Consider the following 25,548-nt stretch of genomic DNA (forward strand, 5'->3'; position numbering starts at 1 on the left):
CCCTGCCACTCGTGGCAGGGGGGCCGGTCCGCTGGTGGATCAGCTCTGGACGAAGACCGCCACGCTGCGCGCCGGCACCGTGAACGTGCCCTTGGCCCGGTCGAACGAGGCCGTCCGCAGCGCCGGATCGGCCGACTCGCGCAGCACCGGGTGCAGCGCCACGGTCGCCCCGCGCAGACCGCTCACGGTCTGCTTCGCCGTCTCCGGGGTGGCGTTGAAGACGACCGTCACCGACTTCCACTTCCCGTCCAGCCCGCGGGCGTCCAGGGTCATGGTGAGCACGCCCGGGGTCTCCTTCTCCCCGGACAGCGGGAACGCGACCCGCTTCTGCACCTGCTCGGCGGTGGACAGGCCGAACACCGGCGAGGAGCGCCGGACCCGCAGCAGCTCCGCGTACCGGGCGTCGGCCAGCTCGATCGCCGCGCAGTCCGGCACCAGCTTCGGATCGGCCAGCAGCGGCTTCGCGTACGGCCACTTGTCCTTGTTGTCCTGCTCCGGCGGCAGGCCGGCGCCGAACCCGTTGCCCTGGGCGCAGTCCCAGCGGATCTGGTTGAACCAGTCACCGGAGTTGTACGAGTTGCGATCCAGCGACTTCGAGCGCAGCCGCTCCGAGCCGGCCGTCACGAACCCGGTGCCCTGCCCGAGCGCGGTGGTGGCCAGCGCCAGCACCTGCATCCGCGCCCGGTCCTGCGCCGAGGTCCCCTGCGGCAGCTTGTACGCCAGCGCGTCGTAGAGGATCTCGTTGTCGTGCGCGTCGACGTACGTGACCGCCTCGCCCGGCGCCGCTGTGTAGCCGGCCGGGGAGCCGTTGTAGTCGACCTGGGCGCCGGTGACCGTCTTCCCGGAGGAGTCGGTGAACCGGTAGTCGCGCAGGTTGCCGGTCAGGCCCACCTTGATCAGGTCGTGGCCGTGCAGCAGCCGGGCCTTCTGCTCGGCCGCCGAGCCGTTCACCGCGTCCCCGTTGGGGTCGGTGAACAGGCCGGAGGCGAAGCCCTGCACGCGCGGGTTGGCGTCGAACGGTCCGCCGCCGCGCACCGCGTCGCGGAGCCGGTCGTTGAACGTGCCGATCCCGGTGCCGGCCATGTTGGCCTGGGTGGCCTGGACGAACCGGGCGTCGTTGGCGACCTCGCCGAAGTTCCAACCCTCGCCGTAGAGCAGGATCTTCCGGCCGTCCACCCCGTCGCGGGCGAGCGTGAGCTTGTCCAGCGCGGCCCGCACGGCCAGGATGTTCGCCTTCGGGTGGTGACCCATCAGGTCGAACCGGAAGCCGTCCACCTTGTACGCCTTGGCCCAGGTGACCAGCGAGTCCACCACGAGCTTGCCCATCATGGCGTGCTCCGGGGCCGTGTTGGCGCAGCAGGTCGAGTTGGCGACCGCGCCGTCGTCCAGCAACCGGTGGTAGTAGCCGGGCACCACCTGGTCGAGCACCGACTTTCCGTCGGTCCCCGCCGCCGAGGTGTGGTTGTAGACCACGTCCATGACCACCCGCAGGCCGGCCTGGTTCACCCCGGCGACCATCTGCCGGAACTCGGTGGTCCGCTTCGCGCCGCTCGGGTCGACCGCGTAGCCGCCCTCCGGGACGGTGTAGTGCAGCGGGTCGTACCCCCAGTTGTAGCCGTCGGTCTCGGCCACCGCCGCGACGCACTTCTGCTGCTCCTCCGAGTCCGGCGGAAGCTTCGCCAGATCACAGGCGGGCCGGGCCTGGTCGGCCCGCTTCTCCGGGATGGTGGCGAAGTCGAACGCGGGCAGCAGGTGCAGGTAGTTGACCCCGGCGTCGCCGAGCGCCCGCAGGTGCGTCATCCCGGCGGTCTTCGGGTCGGTGAAGGCGAGGTAGGTGCCCCGCCTCTCCGCCGGGACCGTGCTGTCGGCGATGGAGAAGTCGCGCACCGACAGCTCGGAGATCTGCGCCTTGGACGCGGGCGCCGCCGCGGGCTTGCGCAGCTTCGACCAGCCGGCCGGCGCGAGCGCCGGGTCGCTCAGGTCGACGATCTGGCTGTGCGTCGAGTTCGGCGCGAGCGCCACCGAGTACGGGTCGGTCACCGACGCGGTGACCACCTTCTGCGCCGCCGGCTGCCACGCCTCGACCTGGTAGCGGTAGTAGCGGCCGGTCCACGCCCTGGTGCCGCGCACCGACCAGACGCCGGTGCGGTCGTTGCGGCTCATCGCCACCGTGCTCGGCTGTGCCGTCGGCGAGTCGAACAGCTGCAGCGACACCTTCCGGGCGGTCGGCGCCCAGACGGCCAGGGTGGGCACCCGGCCGGCGAACGTCGGGCCGAGCTTCGCCCCGGTGGCCGCCGCGTAGACGTCGTCGAGCACGCCCGGGATCTGCACCCCGGTGGCGCCGAGCAGGGCGCCCTCGGCGTCCCGCTCGGTGACCACGAGCTGCCCGCGCAGCGCCGCCGGCACCTTGGCCAGGTCGGCGCGGTCCAGCGTGAACGCGCGATAAGTCCAGAGCTGGGGGTACGCCTGCCGTTGCGCCTCGGTCAGCCCGTTGCGCTGCGCCCGCAGCGGCAGCGTGGTGTACGTGCCGGTCAGCTCGCCGTCGGCGATGCCGATCCCGCCGGCCGGGGCGGCGACCAGCGCGTACCGCTTGCCGTCGGTCGGTCCGGTGGCCCAGGCGACGGTGGACCGGTCGATCCACTGCGCCTTCTGCTTGGTCAGGTCGAGGTCCTTGGCGGTGCCGGTGGTGGCGGCCGGCAGCAGCCGACCCTTGACCCCCGCCAGCAGCCAGACCTCGTGCCCGACGGCGGTCAGGTCCAGCCGCTGGTCGTCCGGCTGGTCCTTCTCGTCGCCGGAGTGCAGGATGTAGCTCAGCCCGGTCGCGCCGGCGGCGAGGGGCACCCGGAACACCGCGCCGTAGGCGTCGATCTTCTCCGGCTTGAGCGGGGCGGCCCAGTCGGTCGGGTTGGCCGCGCCGTCCCACAGGTGCAGGCCCCAGCCGTCGTAGTTGCCGTCGGCCTTGCGCCAGTGGATGACCGCGGTGCCCTGGTCGACCGGCGGGTCGGGCTCGCCGGTGGCGGCCTGCCGGGTCGGGTAGAGCGTCGGGTCGCCCTGCTTCACCCAGACCTCGCCGGTCTGGGTCACGTCGATGGTGCGGTCGTTCGCCACGTCCTTGTTGCCGTCTTTGTCGACCACGAGAAAGCCGACCGACTTCGCGCCCGGCTTGAGCTTCACCCAGGCGAACCGGCCGTACGAGTCCTCACCGGCGAACGGCTGCCCCTTGGGCCACTCGGTGGCGTACGCCGGGTCGATGTCGCCCCAGGCGTAGAGCCCCCAGTCGTCGTACCCGCCGGCCGGGCGCTGGTAGTGCACGATCGCCCAGTCCCGGGACGCGCCCTGGGCCGGGGTGCCGACGGTGCCGGTGGTGCGGGCGGTGGCGGTCCGGCCCTTGCCGTCGCGGACCACCGCCTTGTACTCGACCTTCGTGCCGCCGGGCAGGCCGGTCAGGTCGTGGTGGACCGTGTACGGGGCCCGGTCGGCGGTGCCCAGCAGCGTCCACTTGCCGCCGGGGACCCGGGCGGCGAACGTGACGGTGGCCAGCGGGTCACCCTCGACCTGGGCGGTGATCGCGGTCCGGGTGGGCACCGGCGCGTCACCCGGCTCGGTGAGCGTGATCCGCGGGGCCGCGCCGGCCGCCGGGATGGCCCGGTCGGCCTTGAGCACCACGGCCGACATCGCCGGCACGGTGAGGCTCAGCTTGCCGTCGCCGCCGGCCGTGGCGGTGGCGGCGCCGCCGTACACGCCGGTGAAGCGGGTGCCGGCCGACCACGTGTCCACGGTGACAGTCTGCGGGGTCGAGGCGTTGTTCACCGCCGCGACGTACTCCACCCGATCGGACGGAAGGACGCGGGAGAACGCGAAGACGCCCGGGCCGTCGGCGGCGTGGCGGGTGACCTGGACGCCGTCGCGCAGCGCCGGGTGCGCGGCCCGCAGCTTGCCCAGCTCGGCGATGGTCCGGTAGAGCGGGTGACGGGTGTCGTACTGGTCCACGGCGTGGGTGCGGGTGGTGCCGATCAGGTCGTCGTCGAGGTAGTCCGCCGTGCGCGAGGCGAACATGTCCTGGCGGGCGTCCTTGTCCCCACCGGGGCCGGTGAAGCCCTGCTCGTCGCCGGAGTAGACCACCGGCTGACCGCGGGTGAGGAACATCAGCTGGTGGGCGAGCTGGTCGCGGCGCAGTTGGGCGGCGTCGTCCCCGCCGGCAGCGGCGATGAACGAGCCGATCCGGCCCATGTCGTGGTTGCCGAGGAACGTGGTCAGCCGGTTCGCGTTCGTGTCGCGGGCGGAGTAGAGGTCGTCCTTGGCGTACACGTCGGCGAGCGCCTTGGCCGAGCCGTCGGCGGCGGTGTACCCGCGCGCGGCCTCCTGGAACGAGAAGTCGAGCGTGGCGGGCAGGCCGCCCTGCCGCACGTAGGTCGACTCGATCTCCTGGTCGGCGCTGTAGACCTCGCCGAACATGAAGAAGTCCTTCTTGCCGGCCTTCGCGGCGGCGGCGTCGATGCCCCGGGTGAACTGCGGCCAGAAGTCGAGGTTGGCGTGCTTGACCGTGTCCAGGCGGAAGCCGTCGACACCGGCCTTCCCGATCCACTGGGCGTAGATGTCGGTCATGCCGCGCACCACCTCGGGACGCTCGGTCCACAGGTCGTCGAGGCCGAAGAAGTCGCCGTACTCGCTGTTCTCACCGGCGAAGGTGGAGTCACCCCGGTTGTGGTACATGGTCGGGTCGTTGAGCCACGCCGGGACCTTGACCTTCGCGTCGGCCGGGCTGGCGAACGTCGGGGTGTACGGGAACGACGTCGAGTTCACCGCGGGGAACTTCCGCGTGCCGTCGGCGTAGTTGCGGTCCTCGAAGGCCCGGCCCTGCGCGTCCGTGTACGGCGCGGTCTTCTTGTCCACGTAGCCGTACTTGTCCTCGGCGTACCGGATGATGTCGGCGGTGTGGTTGACGATGATGTCGAGGTAGACCTTGATCCCGCGCCGGTGCGCCAGGTCCACCAGCTTCTTCAGCTCCGCGTTGGTGCCGAAGTGCGGGTCGACCTGGGTGAAGTCGGTGATCCAGTAGCCGTGGTAGCCGGCCGAGACGTCGGCGCCGGTGCCCTGCACCGGCCGGTTCTTGAAGATCGGCGCCAGCCAGATGGCGGTGGTGCCCATCCCCTGGATGTAGTCCATCTTGTCGATGACGCCCTTGAGGTCGCCGCCGTGGTAGAAGCCCTTGTCCTTCGGGTCCAGGCCGGTGGCGAGCCGGTCGCCACGGAGGCCGCCGGTGTCGTTGCGCTTGTCGCCGTTGGCGAAGCGGTCCGGCAGCACGAAGTAGAACTGCTCCGCCTTGGCGGTGGTCCGGCCGGCCTTGAGCAGCGTGTCGGCGGACGGCTCGCGGTCCCACTGCGGGGCGTTCCCGGCCGCGAGCACGTCGGGGGTGGTGGCGCGGTCGGTGCCGTCGGCGTTCAGCTGGTGGAGGGCCACCGGAACGCCGACGAGGGTGAGTACGAGGGAGGAGACCAGGGCGAGCAGCGCCTTGGGGGATATCGGCGGCGGTTTCATCGACGGCCTTTCTCTGGTCGCTGATTCGCCCGCACGCTAGCCCTTGCCGAAACATTCTGCAATACCTTGCAAACGATGCCGCAACAAAGCAGTCATCTTGCAAAAGCAGGTGGGGTCGCCCCGCCGGCTCAGAGCCCGGCGCAGGTCACGCCGTCGACCGCGCAGCTCGCCGGACGGGAGCCCGCCCGTTCGATGTGGAACTGCACCGGCACCGACGCGCCCGCGGCCAGGTCGACACCGCTGCGGTAGGTGAACACGTCGTCGGCGAAGCCGAACGTGCCCTGCTCGGCGCCCTGCACCCAGGCCGTGACCAGCCGGCCCCCGGGGAACGTCAACCGCACCGTCCAACCCTGCGCCGCGCCGCCGGTGTTGACCAGCCGCACCTCGCCGATGAAACCGCCGTCGAAGGTGCTCACCACCGCGTACCGGCCGGTCACCGCGGACGGCGGGGCCGGCGGCGGAGGCGGCGGGGCGGGTCGGCCGCCGGCGCGCGGGCTGCTCGTCGGCGCGACCGGCGTCGGCGCGGCGGGCAGCACGGTCGACCGCGGGGACAGCCCCGGGACCACGGGCCGCGCGGCCGTGCTCGGCGGAGCGGCCGGGCCGCCGGAGGGGGTGGGCGGGGACGACGGCAGCCCCGGCAGCGACATCACCGGGTCCGACGGCGCGGCCGCCGGGAACGTCCGCCGGCCCCGCACCGAGCCGAGCGCCACCACCAGCAGCACCACCATCACGATGACCCCGATCGCGACCAGGATCCAGGGCGACGAGGTGATGGCGGCCCCGGGCGAGGAGCCGGGGCGACGCGTACGGGACATGGTCCTCCGTTCGGCGGGCCGGGCCAGCGTAGCCACGGAGACCGGGGTACGGCGAGCGGTCCGCCGGGTCTGCCGCGAGACGGGAGGCACCTGATACGTTGCACGCCGATCAATGACCACAATGGCTCGTGCAGCCGGCAGGACGGGTGGCAGTGACTCAGTGGCAGGGCAACATCCGGCGAGCGTCCACGCAGGACGCCGCCGTCGTGACCGCAATCCTCGCCGAGGCGTTCATGCGCGACCCGGTGAGCGGCTGGATCTTCCCGGCCGACGACCACCGCGCGCGGGTGCACCCCGCGTTCTTCGGGCCGTTCGTCGCCCTCGCGCTGCGGACCGGTGAGGTCCACGTCGCCGGGGACGGTCTGGGCGCCACGCTCTGGCTGCCGGTCGGGGGCGACCACGCCGAGGACGAGGGCGAGGAGCTCGCCGACCTGGAGAACGCGATCGGGCCGGAGGCGATGAAGCGCTTCGGCGTGCTCGACGAGCTGATGGCCGCCAACCATCCCGGCGAGCCGCACTGGTACCTGCCGTTCATCGGCGTGCACCCCGACCACCACGGAAAGGGTGTCGGATCGGCGTTGCTGCGCGACCGGCTGGCCGAGCTGGACCGAGCCGGCACCGCCGCGTACCTCGAGGCCAGCACTCCGCGCAACGCCGCGCTCTACGAGCGTCTCGGCTTCCGGCGCCGCCCGGTGACGCTGGACCTGCCCGAGGGACCCAGCCTCTACCCGATGTGGCGCGACCCCGCCTGAGCGGGTCGGTCCCGCCCCGGCCCGTCGGGGCGGGACCTCAGCGGCGTACCGTCGTGGTGCTGGCGTCGAGCGCGCCGACCACGGCGGCGAGCAGCCCGTCGAGCTGCGCCGGCAGGAACCGCCGGCAGTCCCGCATCCGGCCGCCCACCTGCGGGTCGAAGATGTGCGTGGCGAGCCCGACCGCCTCGGCGAGGCTTGCCAGCAGCAGCGTGCCCGGGTCCAGCTCAGCCGGGGACGAGTGCATCAGCATGGCGGTCAGCCGCACCCGGGGCGAGGCCGCCTGGTTCGGGTCGATGGCCGGCCAGCGGACCGACCGGCCGATGAGCTTGCCCTGCTCGCGCCGCAGGACGCCGGCGGTGACCAGCCGGGTGCCGACCCGCTCGTTGATGTTGAGCTGGGTGCGCAGGTAGCGGATCCACAGCCGGGCCGGATGCGCGCCCTCACGACGCAGGATCTCGGTGATCAGCAGGTCGGTCAGCGGCTCCTGCCACAACCGCGGGTCGACCGCGGCGATGCCGCCACCGTCGAGCGCGATCCGCCCCTCGAACATCAGCTCGGCGAGCGCGGCACCGGCCAGCCCGCACTCCAGCCGGTCGACGGCGACGTGCGGCTTACCGGTGAACTCGTCGTGTCCGATGAGGAACAGCGCATCGGCGAGCCGGTACGTGGCTTGTGCCCCGGGGTAGGTCATGGTCCATCCTCGAACGGTGGCCGTGATCGTCGACACGGGACGGTACGGCATGACCACGCACAGCTCAATTCCGGTCGTACACGCGCGCCCCAATCGATATCGAAGTGGGGTTGTGACGATCCGTGATCACCAATACCCTGCTTCAGGCTGTTCCGAAGTAGACACCTCTACCCCCTCACCCCCTCCCCTGGAGAAGCCTTGTCCTCCGATCCGTTCTTCTCCGACGGTGGGCTGCGCCGTGGCCGTCTCGGCACCGCCCATCTCGTCTTCTTCACCGTCGCCGCATCGGCCCCGCTGACCGTTCTCGGCGGCGGTGTCACCACCATGTACGCCGTCAGCGGCAACATCGGCGCCGCGCTCGGCTACGTGCTGCTCGCCGCCGTCCTCGCGGTCTTCGCCACCGGCTACGCCGCGATGAGCCGGTACGTCGCCAACGCCGGCGCGTTCTACGCGTACATCGCCAACGGCCTCGGCCGGGCCGGCGGGGTGGCCGGCTCGGCGGTCGCGCTGGCCGCGTACAACGCCATCCAGATCGGCCTCTACGGGCTGCTCGGCGCCATCGTCTCCGACTTCATGTCGGCCAAGGCCGGGCTGGACCTGGCCTGGTGGGTCTGGGCGCTGCTGGCCTGGGTCTTCATCGGCGTGCTCGGCGTGCTGCGCATCGACCTCAACGCGAGCGTGCTGGCGGTGCTGCTCGTCCTCGAGTGCATCGTGGTGCTGATCTTCGACCTGGTCGCGTTCGCCCACCCGGCCGGCGGCAGCGTCACCACCGCCGGCATCAGCCCCGGGCAGCTGTTCGGGGCCGGGTTCGGCGCCGTGCTCGCCTTCACCATCGCCTCCTTCACCGGCTTCGAGAGCGGCGCCATCTACAGCGAGGAGGTGAAGGACCCGCGGCGCACGGTGGCCCGCGCCACCTACATCGCGGTCGCCTTCACCGGTCTGTTCTACGCCTTCTCCGCCTGGGCGCTGACCGTGCTCACCGGGCCGGAGAACGCGCCGCAGGCCAGCGGCGAGGCCGGGCCGGGCGTCGTCTTCGGCGCCCTCGACCAGTACACCGGCGCGGTCGTCGCGGACATCGCCAACGTCCTGTTCATCACCAGCGTGCTCGCCGCCCTGCTGTCGTTCCACAACGGCGTCGCCCGCTACCTGTTCGCGCTGGGCCGGGAGAACGTCCTGCCCCGCTTCCTCGGCGCCACCTCCAGCCGCAGCGGCGCTCCGGTCGCGGGCTCGCTGGTGCAGAGCGTGCTGGCCGTGGTCGTCTTCCTGGCGTTCGCGGTCACCGGCCGGGACCCGGTCATCGACCTGTTCACCTGGCTGTCCGGCTCGGCCGCGGTCGGTGTCGTGCTGCTGATGACGCTCACCTCCGCCGCCGTCGTCGGCTTCTTCCGGGGCCGCTCCGGCCCGGAGACGCTGTGGCAGCGGGCGATCGCCCCGGCACTCGGCACGGTTCTGCTCACCGCCGTGCTGCTGGTGCTGCTGTTCAACTTCGACGCGCTGCTCGCGCCGGACACCGCGAGCTATCTCAAGTGGCTGCTGCCGGCGATCCCGGTGATCGCCGGTGCGCTCGGCCTGATCTGGGGCGCGGTGCTGCGGACCAGCCGGCCGGACACCTACCGCCGGATCGGCCAGGTGACCGAGGAGGGCCTGCACGAGCCGGGCCTGCACTCGGCGCCCGAGGCCGACCGCTGGGTCGGCAGCCGCCGCTGACAGGTAAGGAGGGGCCCCTTCTTAACGCATGCGGTAGAGGAGGGGCCCCCGCTTAACACCGGGGGCGGTTCAGGCGGTGCGGATGACGGTGCAGATCACCGGGCCTTCGTCGGTGGTCCGCAGCACGTAGCGGTAGCGCTCGCCCGGCACCGCGCCACCCTGGCTGTCCAGGAACTCCCACCGCACCGCCACCTCGGTGAGCAGCGCCGACACCTGCTGCACGTCCTCGATCTGGGCGTTCGCGGCGACCAGTTCCCGCTCCTGGTAGTCGGGTGCGGCGCCGACGAAGCTCAGCGCCACGGCGGCCGGCGAGGTGAACGAGAAGCTGTAGGTGTCGGCGACCACCAGCCCGGGCAGGGCGTAGCAGCCGGCGATGGCCGGCACGTCGGCGGTGGTCAGCGCCACGCCGTACCGGTCGAAGAAGTCGGTCAGCGTGTCGAGGTCGGTGGAAGCCGTCACGAGGCTCCTCATTACCGGCCGGCCGACCGGGCAAACCTGGTCAGCGGGGTGGGATGCGCACCTCGATCTCCGCGCCGAGCTGCGCGCCGCCGGTCAGGGCCAGGTCGTCGCCGCTCCAGAACCGCCCCGGGTCGTACCAGTTGGGGCGCCGGCCGGCGGGCAGCAGCCCCATCGCCTCGTAGGTCACCGCGACCACCTCCGCGCAGTACGCCGTCTCCAGCGCCCGGTCGCGGCCGGAGGTCCGGCCGCCCTCGGTCGACCCGCTCCCGTCCGTCGGCGGGCCCCCGTCCGGGGTGAATGGACGGCGGCGGGGGTGCGGCACCCGGCCCCGGGCCCAGCGCCACGCGAGCTGCGCCGTCGACGGGAAGGGCGTTCCATCGAGACGGGCCACGGTACGCAGCACCGCCTCCTCCATCGCGGCGTCGACCGGCGGTTCGAGCTGACGCAGCCAGCCCCGCTGGCCGTAGCGGTTGGCCCAGACGCAGACCGCGTCGCGCAGGTCGTGCAGTTGCACGCCGCGCTGGTGCGTGCCGGTCCACATGTCCGGCAGCGAGCGGCCCAGCTCCGCGTGCCACATCAACGGCGGCATGTCGTCCAGCACCACCGCCATACCCACGTGGTTGACCGGGCTGTTGGTGGTGAACTGGATGGCCCGATCGGGCACGCTGCGTCCGCGGAACACCCACAGGTCGCCGGTGCGGGTCAGCTCCACGGCCTCGTCCAGGCTGATGCTCATGGAGGACTACCCTAAGCCGATGCGGCAACGAGTGCGGTGGTGGAAGCTGCTCGGCCTGGCCGGTCTCGCCGGCGTCGCGGCGACGGGCGTGGTCGTGGCCCGGGCGGAACGACGGCGGCGGGCGTACACCCCGGAGGAGATCCGGGACCGGCTGCGCGAGCGGCACGCGAAGGCTTCTTCCTCCTCCTGACTGGAGGGTTACGGGCGGCGGTGACCTGCCCTATCATCGGTGCGATGGGAAACAGTTTCTGGGAGACGCAGTTTATTCTCGATCCCCCACCCGCCCCGACCGAGCGACACGGTGACGTCGACCTGCACCTGCCGGCCGGCGACGGTCCCCACCCCGGCGTGGTGGTGGTGCACGGCGTCCCCGGCCCTCCGCAGGCGCCGGACGCCCGGGACTGGCCGCTCTACCGCGGCTACGGCGCCCTGCTCGCCGACCGAGGCGCGGTCGTCGCGATCCCTCGGCTCGCCGTGGCGAGCCCCGACGACCTGACCACCGTCGCCACCCGCATCGCCGACGCCGCCGCCCTGCTCCGGGCCGATCCCCGCGTCGACAGCGACCGCTTGGCAGTGTGGTTCTTCTCCGGCGCGGGCCTGCTGCTCGGCGACTGGCTGCGCGACCCGCCCCGCTGGCTGCGCGGCCTCGCCGCGACGTACCCGCTTCTGGCGCCCCTGCCCGACTGGCCTCCGATCGACCGGCGCTTCCACCCGCTCGACGCCCTCATCCCGCCCACTCCCACTCCCCCACAGCCGACGCCGCCGGACCGGCGGGCGCCGCCGGCGCGACGGGCGCGGCCGGCGCGACGGGCGCGGCCGGCGCGACGGGCGCGGCCGGCGCGACGGGCGCGGCCGGCGCGACGGGCGCGGCCGGCGCGACGGGCGCGGCCGGCGCGACGGGCGCGGGCTCGGCCGGTGTGGTTCCCGCCGTCGGCGCTCCGCCGACGCTCGTGCTGACCCGGGTCGGGCGGGACCGACCCGAGGTCGCCTCCACCGTCGCGGCGTTCACCGCCGCCGCCGAGCGACAGGGTTTGCCGATGCGCGTGGTGGACGTACCGAACGGACGGCACGGATTCGACGCTCTGGACCACACCGAGGAATCCCGGACTGCCGTCCGCACCGCCCGGGACGCCCTGCTCGACCTGCTCACCTGACGTCCCGATCCATGACGCCGAGATGCCGGCGACACGGCGGGGCTCTTCGCGGCGACGTGGCTGGTGCCGGGTGCCGACCCTCGGGTGGGACGCCCCGGGGTGAGCCTGGCCTGCTGTCGGTGCGTCGGGCCGTGACATTCGCGTGTCCGCCAGCCGGCCGCCGAATGCGGGCGACGCCGGGCCGGTTGCTCGGTCGCCGCCCCTGCACCCAGGACGGATCGGGCACAGCCCGCGCCCGCAGCACTCGCCTCCGCAACGCCTTTCGAGCTGATATCAGAAACGACTCGGAGGGCCGGGACCCGCCCGCGACCAGAGCGTGAGTCGCTTCCGGGCGTCGGCGCCCTTCCGCGAGGAGAGCGTGAGTCGTTGACGGCATCAGCTCGATAGGCAGCGTGACGGGGCGCCGCCCGGCCCGTGCGGGGTCACCAGACGTCCCCCGTCGGTGGTGCCCGCCGGCCGGATGCCAACTGCGCCGTGTGGGGTGTTGGCTGCTCGCCTCAGGATCACCGCCCGGGACGCCTCGAGATCTTGGAAGGAAACGGCCCCGATGGAGGCCGCTACCTTCCAAGATCTCGGGACCGTCGACCAGAGCCGACGTCGACGCGGAGGTGTCCGGAGATAACCGCCCTGATGTCCGGTTCGGCGGGCCGCCACGCACAGTGGCTGCGTGCCATGAACCCGTGTGCCGGGTTTGGCGGTGGTCGGCGCCACCGTGAGCGTGGAATCGGTGCCGGGGGTGCGGCGTTGTACCGGGTAGACCACGCGCCGCCCCGACCATCGCGTCGGCAGGCCAGGCCCGGTCGGAATGACCGGCCCCCCGCCGGTGGTTACATCCCCCTGAGCCGCCCGTGCAGGCCCCCCCGCTGGCCGCCGCGCAGGCCCCGTGCACGCCCTGTCGGGCTGCCGGACTTTCAGACTTCCCCCCTTTCACACGGCACCCCCGTGCCGTGCCCCCACCCCCCCCTTTGGGAGGCATCATCATGGCTACCACTCTGCTGCGTAAGACCGTGCTGACCGCTGCTGGTATCGCCGCGACCGCCGGTGGCATCGCCGGCCCCGCGATCGCCGCCCACGCCGCCCCCACCGACACCACCACCGTGGTCGCCGACCGCAAGGGCCACGGTGAGCGGGAACTCGACGTGCGCTACGAAGCCCAGCCGAACTTCTACTACTGCGGCCCCGCCGCCACCCGCAACGCCATCAGCGTCCTGGGCAAGAACATCGACGTCCACGCCATGGCCCGCGAAATGGGCACCACCGAAGCCGGCACCAACAGCATCAACGACATCACCCCCGTCCTGAACAAGGAAACCGGCAAGCCCTACCGCTCCGTCGAAATCAAGAGCGGTAAGGCCGACAACAAGCAGACCGACACCCTGCGCGCCGACATCATCCGCACCGTCGACGACGGCCGCGCCGTCGTGGCCAACATCGCCGGCACCGCCACCGACACCGACAACACCACCCACTCCTTCGAAGGCGGCCACTACATCAGCGTCATCGGCTACCGCGACAACGGCAACACCGTCACCATCGCCGACAGCGCCGACCCCAACACCGCCACCTACCGGATGAGCATCGACAACCTCGCCGACTGGATCGCCACCCGCGGCTACAGCACCAGCTGACCCACCAACACGGCAAAGGGCCCGACCCCACCACGGGGTCGGGCCCTTTCTCAGCGTTCCGTCGCCCCGACCGGCTCGGCCTGGTCGGGCGTCTCGACCGGGCCCAGCCGCTTCGCGCGGCGGCGCAGCCACGCGGTGCTGACCAGGCCGGCCAGCACGGCGAGCACCAGCCCGGCCCAGGAGATGTCCTTGAGCCAGTGCTCGGCGGCCCGCCCGACGGAGAACAACAGGTAGGTGGTGCCGAACGCCCAGACCAGACCGCCGGCCGCGTTCGCCACCAGGAACCGGCGGTACGGCACGTGCAGCGCCCCGGCCAGCGGGCCGGCGAGGATGCGCAGCAGCGCGACGAACCGCCCGAAGAAGACCGCCCAGACACCGTGACGGGCGAAGCTCTGCTCGGCGCGGGCCAGGTGCGCCGGGCCGAGGTGCTTGGGGAAGCGCCGGCCCAGCCGTTCGAGCAGCGGCCGACCGCCACGACGGCCCACGGCGTACCCGATGGAGTCGCCGACGATCGCGCCGGTCGCGGCGGCGATGGCCACCCACTCGGGCTGGACCACCCCGGTGGCGGCGAGCAGGGCGGAACTGACCAGCACGATCTCGCCGGGCAGTGGGATGCCCATGCTCTCGACGCCGATCACCCCGCCCACGATCAGGTAGATCACGCCCGGGGGTAGCGCGGAGAGCCAGTGCTGCACGTCGACCACGCACCGACCCTACCCGCGCGACCTCGCCTCCCGAGGGCCCGAAGGACACGTGCGGACCCGTCGCCCGCCGGGAGCCCACCGCGTCCCGCACGCTGGCACGAGGTTGCGCGAATAGCAAGACGGACGTACGGTTTTGTAGAGACCGACGTAGGTAAGTGTCGCCTAAGCACGGCGGCGCCCCGGTCGGTGCGACAAACTGCTCAGGACTACTCACGGTCGCTGGTGTGAAGGAGTACGACGTGGCGAGCCTCGACACCTTCGGTGCGAAGACCCAGCTACGCGTCGGAGACGCGAGCTACGAGATTTTCAGGATCGACAAGGTGGAGGGCCACGATCGGCTGCCCTACAGCTTGAAGATCCTGCTGGAGAACCTGCTGCGGACCGAGGACGGCGCGAACATCACCGCCGACCACATCCAGCAGCTCGGCGCGTGGGACCCCACCGCCGACCCGAGCGTGGAGATCCAGTTCACCCCGGCCCGGGTGCTGATGCAGGACTTCACCGGTGTGCCCTGCGTCGTCGACCTGGCCACCATGCGCGAGGCGGTCCGCGACCTCGGCGGCGACGCCACCAAGGTGAACCCGCTCGCCCCGGCCGAGCTGGTCATCGACCACTCCGTCATCGCCGACCTGTTCGGCCGCGAGGACGCCTTCGAGCGCAACGTCGAGCTGGAGTACGAGCGCAACAAGGAGCGCTACCAGTTCCTGCGCTGGGGCCAGACCGCGTTCAACGAGTTCAAGGTCGTCCCGCCGGGCACCGGCATCGTGCACCAGGTCAACATCGAGTACCTGGCCCGTACGATCATGGAGCGCAACGGCCAGGCGTACCCGGACACGGTCGTCGGCACCGACTCGCACACCACCATGGTCAACGGCCTGGGCGTGCTGGGTTGGGGCGTCGGTGGCATCGAGGCCGAGGCCGCGATGCTCGGTCAGCCGGTCAGCATGCTGATCCCACGCGTCGTCGGCTTCAAGCTCTCCGGCGAGATGCCGGCCGGCACCACCGCCACCGACCTGGTGCTCACCATCACCGAGATGCTGCGCAAGCACGGCGTGGTCGGCAAGTTCGTCGAGTTCTACGGCCCGGGCGTGAGCGCGGTGCCGCTGGCCAACCGCGCCACCATCGGCAACATGTCGCCGGAGTACGGCTCGACCGTGGCGATCTTCCCGATCGACGCCGAGACCGTCCGCTACCTGGAGCTGACCGGCCGCGACGCGTCTCAGGTCGCGCTGGTCGAGGCGTACGCCAAGGAGCAGGGCCTCTGGCACGACCCGGCGCGCGAGCCGGAGTACTCGGAGCGCCTGGAGCTGGACCTCGGCACCATCGAGCCGTCGCTGGCCGGCCCGAAGCGCCCGCAGGACCGGGTGCCGCTGGGCAGCGCCAAGACGCTGTTCCGCTCGGCGCTGACCGACTACGTGGCCGCCGACGAGACCGGCGGCGACCCGGGTCGCAAGCCCGGCGTGCCGCAGCAGGAGAAGCCGTTCGGCACCGACGGTCCGGCCGACGAGGCCAGCGCCGAGTCCTTCCCGGCCAGCGATGCCCCGGCCAACGGCGTCAACGACCCGGCGGACGCGCCGCGCGACCTGGAGACCGCCGCCGTGGGCGCGGGCGGCCGGGCCACCAACCCGGTACGCGTGACCGGCGCCGACGGCGTCGAGTACGAGCTGGACCACGGCGCCGTGGTGATCGCCGCGATCACCTCCTGCACCAACACCTCGAACCCGCAGGTCATGATCGGCGCCGCGCTGCTGGCCCGTAACGCGGTGGAGAAGGGCCTGGCCCGCAAGCCGTGGGTGAAGACCACCCTCGCGCCGGGTTCAAAGGTCGTCATGGACTACTACGACCGCGCCGGCCTCACGCCGTACCTGGAGAAGCTCGGCTTCAACCTGGTCGGCTACGGCTGCACCACCTGCATCGGCAACTCCGGCCCGCTGCCGGAGGAGGTCTCCGCCGCCGTCAACGAGGGCGACCTGGCCGTCGTGTCGGTGCTGTCCGGCAACCGCAACTTCGAGGGCCGGATCAACCCGGACGTCAAGATGAACTACCTGGCGTCCCCGCCGCTGGTGGTCGCGTACGCGCTCGCCGGCACGATGGACATCGACCTGGCCAACGAGCCGATCGGTGAGGACTCGCAGGGCAACCCGGTGTACCTGCGGGAGATCTGGCCGAACACCGCCGAGATCCAGGACGTCATCGCCTCGGCGATCGGCGCGACCGGCTTCAGCTCCGCGTACGCCGACGTGTTCGCCGGCGACGAGCGCTGGCAGTCGCTGCCGACCCCGACCGGCGACACGTTCTCCTGGGACGGCGAGTCGACCTACGTGCGCAAGCCCCCGTACTTCGAGGGCATGCAGCAGCAGCCGACCCCGGTGCAGGACATCGCCGACGCGCGGGTGCTGGCGAAGCTGGGCGACTCAGTGACCACCGACCACATCTCCCCGGCCGGCTCGATCAAGGCGGACTCCCCCGCCGGCAAGTACCTGGCCGAGCACGGCGTGGCCCGGCACGAGTTCAACTCGTACGGCTCCCGCCGGGGCAACCACGAGGTGATGATCCGGGGCACGTTCGCCAACATCCGGCTGCGCAACCAGCTCGTCCCCGGTGTGGAGGGCGGCTTCACGGTCAACCACCTCACCGGCGAGCAGTCCTCGATCTACGACGCCTCGATGGCCTACCAGGAGGCGGGCGTCCCGCTGGTCATCCTGGCCGGCAAGGAGTACGGCTCGGGTTCGTCGCGCGACTGGGCGGCCAAGGGCACCATGCTGCTGGGCGTGAAGGCGGTCATCGCCGAGTCGTACGAGCGGATCCACCGCTCGAACCTGATCGGCATGGGCGTTTTGCCGCTGCAGTTCCCGGTGGACACCACCGCCGAGTCGCTGGGCCTGACCGGCACGGAGACGTTCTCGATCAGCGGCGTCACCGCGCTCAACGACGGCGACACCCCGCGCACGGTGAAGGTCACCACCGACACCGGCGTGGAGTTCGACGCCGTGGTCCGCATCGACACCCCGGGTGAGGCGGACTACTACCGGCACGGCGGCATCCTGCAGTACGTGCTGCGCCGCATGATCGCCAGCTGACCTTGGATGTAAGGAAGGGCCCCTTTTTAACAGCTCGCTGTTAAAAAGGGGCCCTTCCTCTACCCCAGGCGTTAATAAGGGGCCCTTCCTTACACCCTCAGCGCAGGCGGAGGGCGACGGCGCGCGCCTCGGCGTCGGTGAGCGGCAGGAACCACAGGAAGCGCCGCACGATCGCGATCGGGTCCGGGCCGTCGGGTCGGCCACGCAGGTCGCGGATGGCCTGCCGGGTGAGCCGGGAGAACTCGGGGATCATCGTGGCGCGGCGGGCCGCGTCGGTGGGCGCGGCCCGCAGGGTCGGGCACGGCCAGGGCTCACCGCAGCGGTCGCAGCGCCAGGCCGGACCACACGCGCGGTGGCCGGTCAGCGGCAGCACCACCCGGGGGTACGCCGATGTCGGTGTCGGTTCGGTCATGCCTCCACCGTGCCGATGGTGCCCGAACAATCACACAGCGTTGTGTAATCTCCTCCGGACGGTTCTTTTGCTCCGGGGAGGAACGGGCATGAACCATGCCTTCGTCACCGCGCTGGCCGGTGCCGGCCACACCGCCGAGAGCCTGGCGGAGCGGCTCGGCCTGCACCCGAAGACGGTGGCCCGGTGGGCGAACCCCGGGCACATCCCGCAGAGCCGGCACCGCGCGACTGTGGCGAATCTGCTGGGCCAGCCGATCGAGGCGCTCTGGCCGGACGCGATCCGCCGTCGCGAGCCGGTGTGGTTCCGCCCGTGGGTGGACATCGAACGCGAGGCGGTCGCGCTGCGCGCCTTCCAACTGGCGTGGGTGCCGGGCCTGTTGCAGACCGAGGCGTACGCCCGGGCCACATTCATCGGCCAGCCGCTGACCGCCGACGAGGTCACCGACCTGGTCACCGCCCGGCTGGACCGGCAGGGCATCCTCACCCGGGCGCGCGGGCCGCTGTACGTCGTGGTGCTCGACGAGCAGGTGCTGCGCCGCGCCGCCGCCGGCGACCGGGCATTGATGGCCGCGCAGGTGACCCATCTGCTCGCCTGCGCCGAACTGCCGAACGTGCAGCTCCACGTGGTGCCGGTGGACACGCCGACCTATCCCGGGCTGGACGGCCCGTTCGTCATCGCGGAGCTGCGCGACGGCACTCGGGTGGCGCATGTGGACAGCCAGGCCCGCGCGCAGATCATCGAGCAGCCCTCGGAGATTGCTACCCTGGAGCGTCGGTGGGAACGCATCCGGGGCGAGGCGCTGCCCCGCACGCGGACCCTGGAACTGCTGAGGGAAGCGGCGGCGGCATGGACCTGAGCGGCGCCCGGTGGCGCAAGAGCACCCGCAGCGGCGGCAACGGCGGCGACTGCGTGGAGGTCGCCGGCAACCTGCCCGGCGTGGTCGGCGTCCGCGACTCGAAGGACCCGGCCGGACCGGTGCTCACCTTCAGCCCGGCGGCGTGGACCCGGTTCGTGACGTCGACCCGCCGCTGAGCGGGTCACCCCAGGCACGTGGCGCACCCGCGAGCCGGCTGCGCCGGTGAACGGGTGGCACCATGACCGGGCAGCGCGGAGGTGGGCGGCAAGCTTGCCCTGCCCGACGGGAGACCCCTTCGCCGCTGCGTCCGGGGAGCAGGTCGCTGCCTCGTCGACGGTGGTGGTCTCGACCGTGCTCGCGGTGCCGGGCTCCAGGCTGAGCATCGACCGCGTCAGGAACGGGGATCGTTCCTCTTCCCCATCGACGCCTCGCCGTTCCAACCGGCCGACTCCAGCACGGCCTTGAGCCGGGCCAGGTCGGCCTCGACCAGCGCGGTGTCCCGCGCGAAGTCGGCGTCGCTCATGCCCGGTCCCCGCCGGAGGCTGAACACCACCTCGGTGCCATCGCCGTCGGCGATGGCGCGCAGCGGCACGTACACCGTCTCGCCGGACGGCGTCCGCACCTCGTGGTCGAGCACGCCGTAGTCGTTGGCCGGCGCGAACGTCAGCCCGGCCCGCCCCTCGGGCGTCTCGACGTACCAGTGCCCGCCCTCGCGCGTCACCGAGCCACCCAGGCCGGGCGCCCAGCGGGGCAGGTTGGCCGGGTCGGACGCGAACGCGTAGACCTCCGCGACCGGACGGTCGATGTGCACACTGAGGTGCCGGGACTGCGTGGCCACGCCGCCGATGATGGCACGCCCGTCCCGCCAGGGCCACGACCGCGGCCGGTCGCCACATAGGGTGTGCGCCGCGTCGGTCGCCACCGGCAACCCGGTCATGTGGTGCTGACCGGGCCGGTCACCACGGCACCACGCCCGCGTCCTCGAAGAAGCCGCCGGTCGGCCCGCCGTCGGGCAGCGTCGCCAACCGGATCGCGACCGCCGCGCCCTGCTGCGGCGTGCGCACCCCGCGGAAACCGTTCAGGTCGGTCGCGGTGAAGCCGGGGCAGGCGGCGTTGACCAGGATGTTCGTGTCGGCCAGCGCCCGGGCGTACTGGATGGTCACCGCGTTGAGCATCGACTTCGACGGCGCGTAGGCGACGGACAGCGGCCCGGTCTGCTGCTCGCCGGCGGAGGCGCTCTGCCGGGCGAGCGAGCCGACGCCGCTGGACATGTTGACGATCCGGGGCGACGCCGAGCGGCGCAGCAACGGCAGCGTCGCCTCGATGACCCGGACCACGCCGATCACGTTGACCTCGACCGCCGCCCGCACCGTCGCCACGTCGGCGCCGCCGGGCTGCTGCGACATCCCACCGGTCACGCCCGCGTTGTTGACCAGCACGTCGAGACCGCCGGCCTGCTCCTCCAGCAGGCGCGCGGCGGCGGTCACGCTCGCGTCGTCGGTCACGTCCAGCGGTACGCCGAACGCGTCCACGCCGGCCGCGCGCAGCGTCGCCACGGCGGTCTCCCGGCGCCCCTCGTCCCGGGCGCCGACCCCCACCCGCCAGCCGAGCGCCCCCAGGCCGGCCGCGATCTCGTACCCGATCCCCTTGTTCGCGCCGGTGACCAGCGCGACGGTGCGTTCGCTCATGCGGTCGATCCTGGTCGTGTCGCGATCGGGCGGCCAACACCGTCTCGGTAGCGTGCGATACCCGCCGGGTATCGATCCGGGGGTACGGTGGCCGGGTGGAGACCCGGGAGCTGCGCTACTTCGTCGCGGTCGCCGAGGAGCTGCACTTCGGCCGCGCCGCCCGTCGCCTCGGGATCGCCCAGCCTCCGCTGTCCCGGGCCATCCGCCAGCTCGAACGGCGGCTCGGGGTGACGCTGCTGGACCGCGACCACCGCGCCGTGGCGCTGACCCCGGCCGGCGCGGTGCTGCTGCGCGAGGGACGGGCCGCCCTGGACGCGGTGGCGGCCGCCGACCGCCGGACCCGTCGCGCCGCCGCGGACGGCGGTCCCGGCCTGGTCCTGGCCACCAAGGCGGGCGCGTCCCACGAGTTGCTGCCGAAACTGCTCGACGCGTACGCCGCGGAGCCCGAGGCGGTGGCCGTGGAGGTGCTGCTGTGCGGCATCGGCGAGCAGGAGCGGCTGCTGCGTGACGGACGGGCCGACGTGGCGCTGCTGCACCTCCCGTTCGACTCGACCGCCGGGCTGGACACCGAGGCGCTGGTGACGGAGCAGCAGGTGGCGGTGGTGCCGGCGGGGCATCCGGTGGCCGGCCGGACGCAGCTGCGGCTGGCCGACGTCGAGGCGCTGCCCGACCTGCCGTTGCCGCGCTGGCCGCAGCGCGACGGCACCTATCCCGAGGGACCGGGCCCCCAGGTCCGGGAGCACGCCCAGCTGTTCCAGCTCATCGCGCTCGGCCGGGCCGCGGCGGTGCTGCCGGAGTCGTGCCGGCCCCTGCTGCGCCCCGATCTGGCCGCCGTGCCGGTGCCGGACGCGCCCGCGGTGACCACCGTGATCGCGTGGCCGCCGCACAGCCGGTCGCGCGCCCTGGCGGCGCTGGTCCGCACCGCCACCCGCCTCTAGGCCCTCGGCAGGGGACAGCGCCGGCTCGGGCCGAATGCCATAGTGGCGGCCATGAAGGCGGATCTGCACACCTACCTCAGGGGCGGCCGCGACGCGCTGCTGTGGAAGCTCGACGGGCTCGGCGAGTACGACGTACGGCGTCCGCTGACCCCGACCGCCACCAACCTGCTCGGTCTGGTGAAACACGCGGCGGTGTGGGAGAGCCGCTATTTCGGGATCGTGTTCGGCCGCCCCTTCGCGGAGGAACTGCCGTACGCCGACGCGTCAGCGGAACCCAACGCGGACATGTGGGTGACCGCCGACGAGACCCGGGAGGAGATCGTCGACCTGTACCGTCGCGCGTGTGCCCACGCCGACGCCACCATCGAGGCCCTGGCGCTCGATGACACCGGCGTGGTGCCGTGGTGGGGCGACGCGACGGTCACGTTGCACGCCGTGCTGGTCCACGTCGTCGCGGAGACCCAACGGCACGCCGGCCACGCCGACATCGTGCGCGAGCTCATCGACGGCACGGCCGGGCTGCTGCCGCAGCTCGACAACCTGCCCGACGTCGACGACTCCTGGTGGCGGAGCCACCGTCGGCGGGTGGAGCGGTCCGCCCTCGATGCCGGCGCCCGCTAGGCGAGAAGGTCCTTGCGCATGTGCTGGGTGACCACGCGGTAGCCCGACGTCCGGTAGAGCGACGCGGCCCGCTCGTTGGCACCGAAGACGTTGAGTTCGAGCGCCCGGGCACCCCGCTCCCGGGCCGCCGCCTCCCCCGCGGCGAGCAGCGCCCGGCCCAGGCCCGCGCCGCGCCGCTCGGGCGACACCTCGATGTCATAGAGGAAGGCACAGTCCGGGACGCCACGCGGATGGGTCAGGCCGATCCACAGGTGGCCGACCGGGGATCCGTCGGCCGTCTCGCCGATCAGGAAGAGCATGCCGGGGGTGGCCATGCCCTGGGTAGCAGGGTGGCGTTGGCCGCCCGGGCCCGGTCGAGCGCCTCCTCGGCCGGCCAGTTGCCGGCGGCGACCTGTTCCCGGGCGTAACCGGCGGCGAGTTCGTGCTGCCAGTTGTCGAACTCCTGCGGGGACATCGCCCGGACGGTCACCTCGGTCATGTGCGCCAGGCTCTCACGACCCGCCGGCCCAGGCCGGCCCGGTGCTCGCGCACCGGACGCACGGCGCTGCTGCGGCGCGTCGGCACCCGCCGGCAGGAGCCGCCAACCGCCGAGTGGTGACGGTCAGTCACCGGCGGCCCGACGGCGCGCCTCCCGCAGCTTCATGGCGTGCTCCAGCAGCGTGATCAGCACCTCCTTGGCCGAGTCCCGCTCCCGCGCGTCGCACAGCACCACCGGCACGCCCGGGTCCAGGTCGAGCGCCGCCTGCACCTCGTCGAGCCGGAACGTCCGGGCGCCCTCGAAGCAGTTAACCGCCACCACGAACGGTGTGCCCCGGCCTCGAAGTAGTCGATCGACGGGAAGCAGTCGGCCAGCCGGCGGGTGTCGGCGAGCACCACCGCGCCGAGGGCGCCGAGCGCCAGCTCGTCCCAGACGAACCAGAACCGGTCCTGCCCGGGCGTGCCGAACAGGTAGAGCACCAGGTCGTCGCTGATGGTGATGCGGCCGAAGTCCATCGCCACGGTGGTGGTCGACTTCTCCTCCACACCGGACAGGTCGTCGATGCCGATGCCGGTCTCGGTCAGCACCTCTTCCGTGCGCAGCGGCCGGGTCTCGCTGACCGCGCCGACCAGGGTGGTCTTGCCCACGCCGAACCCGCCGGCGATCAGGATCTTGATCGCGGTGGGCAGCGGCGCCGCTCCCGCCGGCCGCTCAGAGCGCCCGTAGTCCATTGATTACCGCCTCGAAAACGTGCTCGTCGGGAAGGCCGGCGGGGGTGGCGCGCGGCTCGCGTACCTGCACCAGGCTGCGGGCGGCGAGGTCTCCGAGGAGAACCCGGACCGTGCCCACCGGCAGGTTGAGATGGGCGGCGATCTCGGCCACGGACTGGATCCGCTGGCAGAGGCCGACGATCGCCACGTGCTCCGGGCCGAGCCCGGACTCCGACCCCACATCCGTGCGGGTCGCGCTGACCAGGGAGATCAGGTCGAACGTCCCGGTGACCGGGCGGGCCCGGCCTCCGGTCACGGCGTACGGGCGCACCACCGGGCCGGCGTGGTCGTCCACCCACTCCTGCTCCGCGGACTCCCCGGGCCGGTCATCGCGCCGTGTTCTCGCCGAGGGGCTGTTCCCGGGTCGGTGATGCCACGAACCGGCCGACCCGGTGACCAGCATGGCCATCTCGTACGCGATCAGGCCGACGTCCGCGTCCTCCGCCGCCAGCACCGCCAGGCAGGCGTTGCGGCCGGCCGCGGTGACGAAGAGGAAGGAGGACTGCATCTCGATGATGGTCTGCTGCAGCACCCCGAGCGCGCGTTCGACCTCGGCAACGAAGTCGCTGTGCCGGGGGTCGAGCAGGTTGACCTGGCGGTCGCGTACCCGGAAGGGGGGACCGCGCTGCGGATGGTGATGCCCCGGCGGCGCTCGATCTCGCCGGTGTCGGTCCGGGTCGTGCCGGCGTCGACGCTGCCGAGCCGGTCGACGGCGCCGGTGGCGTGCAGCAGGCGTTCGGTCAGGCTGGTCTTACCGGCGTCGACATGGGCGACGATGCCGAGGTTGACGGTCTGCATGGGTCGACGGGTCCTCGAAAGCTCGCGTCCGGATGGGCGGGAAGGTTTCGAGTCCTCGCATCGCCGTGCTCCCGTCGGTCGGTTCGGCCCGTCTCCGGGTCAGGCTGGCACGGCCGGACGGCGCCGGTCCACCGAAATAGCCGACCGCTTGATTCGATAGGTGTCGGTCAATAGATTGTGGGTGGGCGCCGCCGATGCCCGGGTGACCGGGCCGTCGGCGGCTGACAGGTCCACCCCGAGCCGGGCACGTCGGTCGCACGCACCGACCAGTCGCCGTGGCGCACCGCCGCGCCGCACCCAGGGCACGTCGTCGCGCCGCGTCCCCGCCGGACGCGCGCCGCCGCGCCGCCTCCGCCCGCTCGACGCAGAAGGACTTCCCATGACGATTCTCCGCGCCCGCCCCGCCCCGACCCTGGCGGTCGTCGCCGCACTGGCCGCCGCCGTGGCCGCGACCGGAACGGCGGTGCTCACCGGCCCGGCCTCGGCCGCGCCGGGCTGCCGGGTCGACTACACCCCCAACCGGTGGCCCGGTGGATTCACCGCCACCGTCAAGGTCTCCCCGGGCGACACCGCCGTGTCCGGGTGGACCGTCACCTGGACGTACGCCGGGGACGACCGGGTCACCAACGGCTGGAACGCCACGGTCAGCCAGTCCGGCGCCACGGTGACCGCCCGCAACCTGTCGTACAACGGCAGCATCCCGGCCGGCGGCTCCACCGAGTTCGGCGTGCAGGGCACGTACGGCACCGGCGGCGGCACGCCGACCGGGTTCACCCTCAACGGCGTGGCGTGCAACGGCGCCGCGCCGACGCCGACCGGAGCGCCCACCACGACGGTGCCCACCACCGCCCCGCCCACCAGCGCCCCGCCCACCAGCGCCCCGCCCACGACCGTCCCGCCCACGACCGAGCCGCCACCGCCGCCGACCGGGTGCGCCGGGGCGGTGCTCTGCGACGGATTCGAGACCCAGACCGGCTCGACGCCGTCCGGCGACTGGACCGTGGTCAACCCGGACTGCTCCGGCGCCGGGACGGCCACAGTCGACACGAGCACCACGCACAGCGGCAGCCGGGCGATCCGGATCACCGGCGCCGCGGGGTACTGCAACCACGTCTTCATCCGGTCGACGCGGAACCTCGCCGGCCTGGGCAGCGTGCGCTACGGCCGGATCTGGGTCCGGCACACCACCGCCCAACCCACCGACCACACCACGATGATCGCGATGACCGACGCCGCCGACGGCAACAAGGACCTGCGGATGGGCGGCCAGAACGGGGCCCTGCAGTGGAACCGCGCGTCCGACGACGCGACGCTGCCCGAGCAGAGCCCGGCCGGGGTGGCGCAGAGTGTGCCGCTGCCCACCAACCGGTGGGCCTGCCTGGAGTTCATGGTGGACGGCGCGGCCGGGCAGCTCCGTACCTGGCTGGACGGGGCCGCCGTCGCGGGGCTGACCGCCGACGGCGTACCGACGCACGACATCGACGGCAGTGGTACAACCGCACCTGGCGGCCGCAGCTCACCGACCTGAAGCTGGGCTGGAGAGCTACGGCGGCGGGGCCGACACCCTCTGGTACGACGACGTCGCGGTCGGGTCCAGCCGGATCGGCTGCTGAGGTGTCCGGGGTGTGACCCGGTCACCGGTCACACCCCGGGCGAAGACGCCACCGGTTCCGGCGGGACGTTGTCAGGCGAGGCCGGGCGATATGCCACGGCCACGAACCTC

26 protein-coding genes and 1 pseudogene are annotated in these 25,548 nt (G+C 72.5%); 13 read left to right on the top strand and 14 right to left on the bottom strand.

Features of this window, described 5'->3' with window-relative positions:
- Positions 1 to 39: 39 nt before the first annotated feature.
- Positions 40 to 5,538 carry a pullulanase-type alpha-1,6-glucosidase gene (pulA, locus tag COO58_RS28350; protein ID WP_098747980.1) on the bottom strand — a complete coding sequence of 1,833 codons (5,499 nt, stop codon included), beginning with the start codon at positions 5,536 to 5,538 and terminating at the stop codon, positions 40 to 42.
- A 128-nt stretch (positions 5,539 to 5,666) separates the two neighbouring features.
- Complete coding sequence (locus COO58_RS28355; RefSeq protein WP_091573456.1) at positions 5,667 to 6,353, bottom strand: cellulose binding domain-containing protein; 687 nt, start codon at positions 6,351 to 6,353, stop codon at positions 5,667 to 5,669.
- Positions 6,354 to 6,499: 146 nt separating this feature from the next.
- On the opposite strand from COO58_RS28355, the gene COO58_RS28360 reads away from it, so the two are divergent.
- The gene (locus tag COO58_RS28360) at positions 6,500 to 7,105 is read left to right on the top strand and encodes a GNAT family N-acetyltransferase (protein WP_245666194.1); all 606 of its coding nucleotides are present in this window, start codon (positions 6,500 to 6,502) and stop codon (positions 7,103 to 7,105) included.
- A gap of 37 nt (positions 7,106 to 7,142) precedes the next feature.
- On the opposite strand, the gene COO58_RS28365 is transcribed toward COO58_RS28360, so the two are convergent.
- Positions 7,143 to 7,796: a GPP34 family phosphoprotein gene (locus COO58_RS28365; RefSeq protein ID WP_091573454.1), complete on the bottom strand. Its 654-nt coding sequence runs from the start codon at positions 7,794 to 7,796 to the stop codon at positions 7,143 to 7,145.
- A gap of 198 nt (positions 7,797 to 7,994) precedes the next feature.
- Here COO58_RS28365 and COO58_RS28370 point away from each other — a divergent pair, with 198 nt between their 5' ends.
- On the top strand, positions 7,995 to 9,503 hold the full coding sequence (locus COO58_RS28370; RefSeq protein WP_091573453.1) for an APC family permease: 1,509 nt from the start codon (positions 7,995 to 7,997) through the stop codon (positions 9,501 to 9,503).
- 69 nt (positions 9,504 to 9,572) lie between these two features.
- Here COO58_RS28370 and COO58_RS28375 read toward each other — a convergent pair whose 3' ends face one another.
- Entirely contained in the window at positions 9,573 to 9,962 is a 390-nt protein-coding gene (locus COO58_RS28375; RefSeq protein WP_091573452.1) for a hypothetical protein, read from the bottom strand.
- Between the two features lie 40 nt (positions 9,963 to 10,002).
- Complete coding sequence (locus COO58_RS28380) at positions 10,003 to 10,698, bottom strand: hypothetical protein (RefSeq protein ID WP_091573451.1); 696 nt, start codon at positions 10,696 to 10,698, stop codon at positions 10,003 to 10,005.
- A gap of 19 nt (positions 10,699 to 10,717) precedes the next feature.
- Here COO58_RS28380 and COO58_RS30410 point away from each other — a divergent pair, with 19 nt between their 5' ends.
- From COO58_RS30410 to COO58_RS28400, 4 genes are all read left to right on the top strand, one after another.
- On the top strand, positions 10,718 to 10,888 hold the full coding sequence (locus COO58_RS30410) for a hypothetical protein (protein ID WP_172967964.1): 171 nt from the start codon (positions 10,718 to 10,720) through the stop codon (positions 10,886 to 10,888).
- 44 nt (positions 10,889 to 10,932) lie between these two features.
- Positions 10,933 to 11,655: a hypothetical protein gene (locus COO58_RS28385; protein ID WP_255292803.1), complete on the top strand. Its 723-nt coding sequence runs from the start codon at positions 10,933 to 10,935 to the stop codon at positions 11,653 to 11,655.
- Entirely contained in the window at positions 11,649 to 11,852 is a 204-nt protein-coding gene (locus COO58_RS28395; RefSeq protein ID WP_255292804.1) for a hypothetical protein, read from the top strand. Before COO58_RS28385 ends, COO58_RS28395 begins: the two co-directional genes overlap by 7 nt.
- 980 nt (positions 11,853 to 12,832) lie before the next feature.
- Positions 12,833 to 13,480: a C39 family peptidase gene (locus COO58_RS28400; protein ID WP_098747982.1), complete on the top strand. Its 648-nt coding sequence runs from the start codon at positions 12,833 to 12,835 to the stop codon at positions 13,478 to 13,480.
- A gap of 50 nt (positions 13,481 to 13,530) precedes the next feature.
- Here the strand turns inward: COO58_RS28400 and COO58_RS28405 are convergent, their stop codons facing one another.
- Positions 13,531 to 14,184, bottom strand: coding sequence for a DedA family protein (locus COO58_RS28405; protein WP_091573448.1), 654 nt, complete (start codon positions 14,182 to 14,184; stop codon positions 13,531 to 13,533).
- 224 nt (positions 14,185 to 14,408) lie between these two features.
- Between COO58_RS28405 and COO58_RS28410 the strand changes: the two genes are divergently transcribed.
- Positions 14,409 to 17,264: an aconitate hydratase gene (locus COO58_RS28410; RefSeq protein WP_098747983.1), complete on the top strand. Its 2,856-nt coding sequence runs from the start codon at positions 14,409 to 14,411 to the stop codon at positions 17,262 to 17,264.
- Between the two features lie 97 nt (positions 17,265 to 17,361).
- Here the strand turns inward: COO58_RS28410 and COO58_RS28415 are convergent, their stop codons facing one another.
- A complete protein-coding gene (locus COO58_RS28415) occupies positions 17,362 to 17,676 on the bottom strand; it encodes a hypothetical protein (protein ID WP_013475922.1) in 315 nt (104 codons plus the stop codon).
- 88 nt (positions 17,677 to 17,764) lie between these two features.
- Here COO58_RS28415 and COO58_RS28420 point away from each other — a divergent pair, with 88 nt between their 5' ends.
- Both COO58_RS28420 and COO58_RS28425 read left to right on the top strand, forming a co-directional pair.
- A complete protein-coding gene (locus COO58_RS28420) occupies positions 17,765 to 18,532 on the top strand; it encodes a DUF5753 domain-containing protein (protein WP_098747985.1) in 768 nt (255 codons plus the stop codon).
- Positions 18,523 to 18,708 (top strand): DUF397 domain-containing protein, encoded by a 186-nt coding sequence (locus tag COO58_RS28425; protein ID WP_098747986.1) that lies wholly within the window; start codon positions 18,523 to 18,525, stop codon positions 18,706 to 18,708. The genes COO58_RS28420 and COO58_RS28425 overlap by 10 nt, the downstream gene beginning before the upstream one ends.
- A 215-nt stretch (positions 18,709 to 18,923) precedes the next feature.
- On the opposite strand, the gene COO58_RS28430 is transcribed toward COO58_RS28425, so the two are convergent.
- Complete coding sequence (locus COO58_RS28430) at positions 18,924 to 19,370, bottom strand: SRPBCC family protein (protein WP_098748004.1); 447 nt, start codon at positions 19,368 to 19,370, stop codon at positions 18,924 to 18,926.
- A 118-nt stretch (positions 19,371 to 19,488) separates the two neighbouring features.
- Complete coding sequence (locus COO58_RS28435) at positions 19,489 to 20,220, bottom strand: SDR family oxidoreductase (RefSeq protein WP_098747988.1); 732 nt, start codon at positions 20,218 to 20,220, stop codon at positions 19,489 to 19,491.
- A 95-nt stretch (positions 20,221 to 20,315) separates the two neighbouring features.
- Between COO58_RS28435 and COO58_RS28440 the strand changes: the two genes are divergently transcribed.
- Both COO58_RS28440 and COO58_RS28445 read left to right on the top strand, forming a co-directional pair.
- Entirely contained in the window at positions 20,316 to 21,158 is an 843-nt protein-coding gene (locus COO58_RS28440; RefSeq protein ID WP_098747990.1) for a LysR family transcriptional regulator, read from the top strand.
- A 51-nt stretch (positions 21,159 to 21,209) separates the two neighbouring features.
- A complete protein-coding gene (locus tag COO58_RS28445) occupies positions 21,210 to 21,779 on the top strand; it encodes a DinB family protein (protein ID WP_091577246.1) in 570 nt (189 codons plus the stop codon).
- Here COO58_RS28445 and COO58_RS28450 read toward each other — a convergent pair.
- The 5 genes and pseudogenes from COO58_RS28450 to COO58_RS28465 all read right to left on the bottom strand — a co-directional run bounded on the left by COO58_RS28450 (position 21,776) and on the right by COO58_RS28465 (position 23,825).
- Positions 21,776 to 22,093 carry a GNAT family N-acetyltransferase gene (locus COO58_RS28450; protein WP_255292805.1) on the bottom strand — a complete coding sequence of 106 codons (318 nt, stop codon included), beginning with the start codon at positions 22,091 to 22,093 and terminating at the stop codon, positions 21,776 to 21,778. The two genes, COO58_RS28445 and COO58_RS28450, sit on opposite strands and share 4 nt — an antisense overlap.
- A complete protein-coding gene (locus COO58_RS31070) occupies positions 22,066 to 22,257 on the bottom strand; it encodes a hypothetical protein (protein WP_255292806.1) in 192 nt (63 codons plus the stop codon). The genes COO58_RS28450 and COO58_RS31070 overlap by 28 nt, the downstream gene beginning before the upstream one ends.
- Before the next feature lie 123 nt (positions 22,258 to 22,380).
- Positions 22,381 to 22,988: pseudogene (locus COO58_RS28455) on the bottom strand (ATP/GTP-binding protein).
- Positions 22,969 to 23,322: a DUF742 domain-containing protein gene (locus COO58_RS28460; protein WP_098748006.1), complete on the bottom strand. Its 354-nt coding sequence runs from the start codon at positions 23,320 to 23,322 to the stop codon at positions 22,969 to 22,971. The pseudogene COO58_RS28455 and the gene COO58_RS28460 overlap by 20 nt, the downstream one beginning before the upstream one ends.
- Before the next feature lie 125 nt (positions 23,323 to 23,447).
- Complete coding sequence (locus COO58_RS28465; protein WP_369700228.1) at positions 23,448 to 23,825, bottom strand: GTP-binding protein; 378 nt, start codon at positions 23,823 to 23,825, stop codon at positions 23,448 to 23,450.
- Between the two features lie 379 nt (positions 23,826 to 24,204).
- Here COO58_RS28465 and COO58_RS28470 point away from each other — a divergent pair, with 379 nt between their 5' ends.
- Positions 24,205 to 25,353, top strand: a complete 1,149-nt coding sequence (locus tag COO58_RS28470; protein WP_255292807.1) for a cellulose binding domain-containing protein — start codon at positions 24,205 to 24,207, stop codon at positions 25,351 to 25,353.
- Positions 25,313 to 25,438 (top strand): hypothetical protein, encoded by a 126-nt coding sequence (locus COO58_RS31335; protein WP_369700229.1) that lies wholly within the window; start codon positions 25,313 to 25,315, stop codon positions 25,436 to 25,438. The genes COO58_RS28470 and COO58_RS31335 overlap by 41 nt, the downstream gene beginning before the upstream one ends.
- Positions 25,439 to 25,548: the final 110 nt, after the last annotated feature.

Source organism: Micromonospora sp. WMMA1996, assembly GCF_002573675.1.
Classification (GTDB): Bacteria; Actinomycetota; Actinomycetes; order Mycobacteriales; family Micromonosporaceae; genus Micromonospora; species Micromonospora sediminicola.